General features: G+C 68.4%; 7 protein-coding genes and 1 pseudogene. 3 read left to right on the forward strand and 5 right to left on the reverse strand.

What is annotated here, in order from left to right; all coding sequences use genetic code 11:
* Window positions 1–282, forward strand: a 282-nt coding sequence (locus GAS53_RS57510; RefSeq protein WP_225859728.1) for a hypothetical protein, incomplete at its 5' end; no start/stop codon positions are given.
* Window positions 283–824: 542 nt separating this feature from the next.
* Here the strand turns inward: GAS53_RS57510 and GAS53_RS55895 are convergent.
* A complete protein-coding gene (locus GAS53_RS55895) occupies window positions 825–989 on the reverse strand; it encodes a hypothetical protein (protein ID WP_192583727.1) in 165 nt (54 codons plus the stop codon).
* A gap of 296 nt (window positions 990–1,285) precedes the next feature.
* On the opposite strand from GAS53_RS55895, the gene GAS53_RS54545 reads away from it, so the two are divergent.
* Window positions 1,286–1,735, forward strand: a complete 450-nt coding sequence (locus GAS53_RS54545) for a spore-associated protein (RefSeq protein WP_151485257.1) — start codon at window positions 1,286–1,288, stop codon at window positions 1,733–1,735.
* 294 nt (window positions 1,736–2,029) lie between these two features.
* Here the strand turns inward: GAS53_RS54545 and GAS53_RS54550 are convergent, their stop codons facing one another.
* Both GAS53_RS54550 and GAS53_RS54555 read right to left on the reverse strand, forming a co-directional pair.
* A complete protein-coding gene (locus tag GAS53_RS54550) occupies window positions 2,030–2,140 on the reverse strand; it encodes a transposase (protein WP_151485258.1) in 111 nt (36 codons plus the stop codon).
* Window positions 2,141–2,438: 298 nt separating this feature from the next.
* Entirely contained in the window at window positions 2,439–2,816 is a 378-nt protein-coding gene (locus GAS53_RS54555; protein ID WP_151485259.1) for a MerR family transcriptional regulator, read from the reverse strand.
* 76 nt (window positions 2,817–2,892) lie between these two features.
* Between GAS53_RS54555 and GAS53_RS54560 the strand changes: the two genes are divergently transcribed.
* Window positions 2,893–3,621: an SDR family oxidoreductase gene (locus GAS53_RS54560; protein WP_151485260.1), complete on the forward strand. Its 729-nt coding sequence runs from the start codon at window positions 2,893–2,895 to the stop codon at window positions 3,619–3,621.
* A gap of 97 nt (window positions 3,622–3,718) precedes the next feature.
* On the opposite strand, the pseudogene GAS53_RS54565 reads toward GAS53_RS54560, so the two are convergent.
* Together GAS53_RS54565 and GAS53_RS54570 are read right to left on the reverse strand one after the other, a co-directional pair.
* Window positions 3,719–3,918: pseudogene (locus GAS53_RS54565) on the reverse strand (IS630 family transposase); the annotation flags it as partial.
* 182 nt (window positions 3,919–4,100) lie between these two features.
* Entirely contained in the window at window positions 4,101–4,475 is a 375-nt protein-coding gene (locus GAS53_RS54570) for a DUF6009 family protein (RefSeq protein ID WP_151485261.1), read from the reverse strand.
* Between the last annotated feature and the right edge of the window lie 254 nt (window positions 4,476–4,729).

Consider the following 4,729-nt stretch of genomic DNA (forward strand, 5'->3'; position numbering starts at 1 on the left):
TCCCATCACTCCGGCGCTCCCATCGTCCACGGAACTCAAGACCGTCAGACAGCAGCCGCCTCCAGATTCCTGGACACCTTCGTGCAACTGCCCGACCCCGGTGCACTGCACCGTGCAAGCGCGCGCACCGCCGAGGAGTCCACCGCCCACAACCACGAACTCCTCCCCCGCAGCCGACCGGATCGGACAGCCACCCCCGACCACAGCCACAACACCCCAGACGCCACCCCTCCAGAGGAACCAGGCTCAACCCCGTTGCCTGCCGACGTGTACGGGCCGTAGCAGGACAATGCGGATCCGCGCCGGGAAGCGACGGGGCCAGCAGGATCCACGGGCCGGCGAAGACCCCCGATACCACGCAGCCACACCATGCATCAGCTCCACCGGCGCGTCAGTCGCCCCTGGCCAGGGGCTCCCTCCCTGCAGATTTGAGCATCCGTGACCCACGCCCGGGTACTCACCAGCACCGCCAAGACAGCCCCGGACCACACGCGCGCACCCGGGCAGACCGCGGCCAGCAGCGCTGCCAGTGGGCCACGGCTGAACCCACGGTGTGCCTGCGTCAGTTCAATCCCGCACAGAAAACCCGGCACGCAGATCCCCACGGCAGCACGCCCTACCGCACCAGGCAGCCCCCGGCGCCGGCTTCGTCTACATGACCGGCTTCCACGGCCCGGGCCCCTACGCGAAGGCCGCCTCCACCACCGCACCCCAGACCCACCTCCCGACCCTCAACTACCCAGCCAAAGACCACGCCCCGAAAATCACCGGCCCACAGCACTCCCCCGCCCACCCCAACCACCAGCCGCCCCAGAAACACACCTTCACTCGTTCCAGTGCCTGAAGGAGGTGCGCTGGTAGCCCTCCCGCGATTCGGTGCCCGGGGTCAGGCGGTCAACGGCGAGGGCGAGCGGCACGGTCTCCGCGGCGTGCGCCGGCGGGACGGCGGCGAGCGGCAGGACGACCAAGGCGGCGGCCTCGCAGAACATTCTTGATCATCTGCTGTGGACAGCGGCTGCCGGGCCGGGCCGTGGGGCGGCCGCCCGGCAGGTCACCCGCGTGAGAAGAACAGTTATGCCGGAGAAACGAACCTGCTCGCAGGCTCTCCTCAACTTGCCCAGCACCGCGGACGGCCCCTTCCGGCCCCCGCACAGCAGCACGCGGACACCCCGGTACGGACGAGGCTCAGACCACACATCTTCTGCGGACGACGCACAACCGTTCCGATGTCCCGCGTGTCACACCAGACAGGAGCAACCAACTCCAAAGATCACAAGGGGGAAATATGAGATTTAACCGTTCCGTCTTAACGGCGGCCGCCTTCGCCGCCCTGGCGGTGGGCACCACAACCGCCCTGGCGGCGCCTGCCTCCGCCGCACCCAACACCACACCGCAGAAGGTCTGCGGAAGCGCCTACAAGACCGTGAACTCAGCCCCCATCGGCTCCCTGGGCACCGTCTACCTGACGTACAACTCCTCCAACGGCGAGAACTGCGTCGCGACCATCCGCACCAACCCCGGCAGCGCCGCGGACATGTCCACATGGATCTACGTCCCCGACACCGACGAGGGCGACGAGGACTACGGGCAGTACACCTCGTACGCGGGACCGGCCTACGTGTACGGCAAGGGCCACTGCGTCGACTGGGGCGGCCACATCAACAACGTCCACGTGCAGGTGACCGGCTCCAACTGCGCCACCCTCACCGAGCACCGGGCCACCTTCACCCGCTGACCCGGCCCTCCCACCCGGCCACCACGGTTCCGCCCCGCCCCCGCCCGGCAGCGCGGAGCCGACGGACATCCGGACAGCATCCACCACCCCGGCAACCGCGCGGAAACCCGCAGTGATCCGGCCCACCCTGGCAGACCCGGTGAGGTCTGCCAGGGCAAGGGGGGGCATATTCGGGCGGGTCCGCGCATTACTGAGGTTGAACTTGTGGTGTCGTAGGGGCTGACGGCTGGGCGTCGGCCGCGGTATCACCGGAGGCACGCGGTATCCACAAGGGGGCGGGCTGACCGCCGAACGTCAGCAGTACTTGATCCCCAGATCGGCGGCAACCGACCTGATCGTTGCCCCGGGCCGCGCCTGGTACAGCGCGACCGCGTCCGCCTTGAACTGCGGCGGATAGTTCTTCATGACCACGAGATGTCCGTGCTCAGATCCTTAAGGATCCAGTGTCTCGTGTGTCCAACATCAGGGGTCAAGGCCTTCCCTCGCATGGCCGCACTACACCGTCCTGCCCGCTGACCGGCAAACCCTGACGGCCTACGACCGGAAAGACCCTGGAGAACCAGACCACCGTGCTGGTCTGCGCCCGGCCCGAACACCGAAAATCGCGTCGGCCGCCCGACAACGGTTCCCCCTCAACGACTCCTCATCGCCCCAACCAGGACAGCGAGGTTAGATCGCTGATGAGACGTCTGGCCGACCGCGCCTACGGGTGCGTGTCCGTGATCGCGATGACCTTGTCGAGGTGGTCCAGGGCGGCCTGCAGGTCGTCGATCTTGGCCTGGATGCGCTCGCGCTCGGCTCGCAGCATGGCTCGTTGCCCGGCGTCGGTGTGCCCGGCGTCCCAGCACGGCAGGAGTTCGGTGATCCTTCGGCTGGTCAGGCCGGCGGCGAACATCTGCTGGAAGAAGCGGACCAGGGCGATGGCGTCCTGCCGGTACAGGCGCTGGCCGGACGGGCTGCGCTCCGCGATGAGCAGCCCTTGCTGCTCGTAGTAGCGCACGGCGCGCACCGAGACGCCGGCACCCCGTGCCACCTCGCCGATGCGGATCAACCGCTCGGCCGCGGCCACTGTGACAGTCATGGTGATTCCTCTCACCCCTGGCCCTGACGACCAGCACTTGCCTCTGACGCTAGCGTCAGGTTTTAGCGTACCGGCCATGGATATCAACAACTCCGTCGCCCTTGTCACCGGAGCCAACCGCGGCCTGGGCCGCGCCTTCGCCCAGCGCCTGCTCGAACGGGGCGCCCGCAAGGTCTACGCGACGGCCCGCCGACCGGAGACCGTGGACCTGCCCGAGGTCGAGGTGCTGCCCCTCGACATCGCCGATCCCGCATCCGTGAGGGCCGCCGCCGAGGCCGCCCCGGACGTCTCGCTCCTCATCAACAACGCGGGAATCAGTACGGGGACCGACCTGGTGACCGGTTCGCTGGACGCGGTGCGGCACGAGCTGGAGACCAACATGTTCGGCCACCTGGCAATGATCCGGGAGTTCGCGCCGGCGCTCGCCAGGAACGGCGGGGGCGCGATCGTCAACGTCCTCTCCGCCATGTCGTGGTTCGGGGGCAAGGGCGCCAATGCCTACCACCTGACCAAGGCCGCCGCCTGGGCCATGACCAACGGCGTCCGCCTGGAGCTCGCCGAGCAGGGCACGCTCGTCACAGCGGTCCACCTCGGCCTGGCCGACACCGACATGGCGGCGGGCTGGCCCGTGGACAAGATCGCTCCCTCGGACCTGGCCGACGCGGCGCTCGACGGTGTTGAGGCGGGCTTTGCCGAGGTCCTCGCCGACCAGTGGAGCCGGGACGTCAAGTCCCGTCTGCCGCTGACGCCGGAAGAGTTCAACGCCGCAATGGACCGCGCCCTGGCGGCGCTGATGGCGGCCTGAGGGGCCCCTCGGGCCGCACCCACTTCGGTCGGCTGCTTCTCCATCGGCCTCTCGAACTCCTCTACTTGAGGTTGAACTCGTGGTGTCGTGTCGCCGATCAGGCGGGTCCGATGGTCAGGCCGGTCTCGGCGAGGCAGCCGTCTATGAGGTGACTGCGGTACTGGATGAGGCGTAAGCCGCGTCGGATGCGCTGGTCGAGGTGTTCGGGGTACTGAAGGCGACGTTGGAAAGCCATCCGCGTCACAGGACAGACCAGATGCCTTCGACGAGGTTGAGGTCGGGTGCGTAGGGCGGCAGCTAGTAGATGGTCAGCCGCTTCGCGGTGGACCCGCGGCCGCTGCCGTACCTTCCGCCGCGCCACGTCGCACATCGAGGGCTACCAACCGCACCCCACCGAGCCCACGTACGTCGTCGGTCTACTCGATGCGGTGGAGGAGGCAGGAGCTGTTGATGTCGACGCCGAGGCCCAGGAGTGCCTGCTACAGAGGGGGTTGTATGCCGAGTTCCTGCATGGCGCGGGAGGGCGGGCCGCCCTCCGAACGGTCGGTCTTACAGCCCTTGACGCGGGGCTCAAGGGTGCGCGGGTCGACGGCTTCGGCGGGCGCGCTCGTGGCGTACAGGCCGTCGCGCTCGGTGTCGCGGTCGTGGGGCAGGAGCCAGAAGACGCGGCGGCGGAACGTGCCCGAACCACGGGAGGCCTCGGCGTCGGGGCCGAGGATCGCGTAACCCACCATGCGGCCGTCGCGGTGGCAGGCGGGCCTGCCCTTGCGGGTGGGCAGACGGTCCAGGCTCTGGCGTACACAGCCGAGCTGGCCGACATCCTCCAGCCACACGAGCTCGGCCTCGTGCCTGATCCGTCATATATCACGCACACGCACACACCACATGGCGCTCACATATGCCGCGTTCGAGTCGCTTCAGTCGCTGGTACCCCCAAGGGGGGCACGGTGACCTGCAGTTTCGCTTCTGGGCGAGAGCGACCGAAGAGCTGACTGTCAGTCTCGAGTCTTCCCCCAGTCCTCCCTTCTCCGCCGCACGGCGTGAAGCGGTCAAGGCCGTTCTCTGCTTCCACCACACCCCGGGTCCGCCGCCCTTCCTACCTGCCGCT

The organism is Streptomyces albicerus (genome assembly GCF_008905045.1).
Lineage (GTDB): Bacteria > Actinomycetota > Actinomycetes > Streptomycetales > Streptomycetaceae > Streptomyces > Streptomyces albicerus.

Bases quoted from the DNA above. Each gene is read 5' to 3' on its own strand.
- GAS53_RS54545 (WP_151485257.1), top strand. From the start codon at position 1,286: ATGAGATTTAACCGTTCCGTCTTAACGGCGGCCGCCTTCGCCGCCCTG.
- GAS53_RS54560 (WP_151485260.1), top strand. From the start codon at position 2,893: ATGGATATCAACAACTCCGTCGCCCTTGTCACCGGAGCCAACCGCGGC.
- GAS53_RS54550 (WP_151485258.1), bottom strand. From the start codon at position 2,140: ATGAAGAACTATCCGCCGCAGTTCAAGGCGGACGCGGTCGCGCTGTAC.
- GAS53_RS54555 (WP_151485259.1), bottom strand. From the start codon at position 2,816: ATGACTGTCACAGTGGCCGCGGCCGAGCGGTTGATCCGCATCGGCGAG.
- GAS53_RS55895 (WP_192583727.1), bottom strand. From the start codon at position 989: ATGTTCTGCGAGGCCGCCGCCTTGGTCGTCCTGCCGCTCGCCGCCGTC.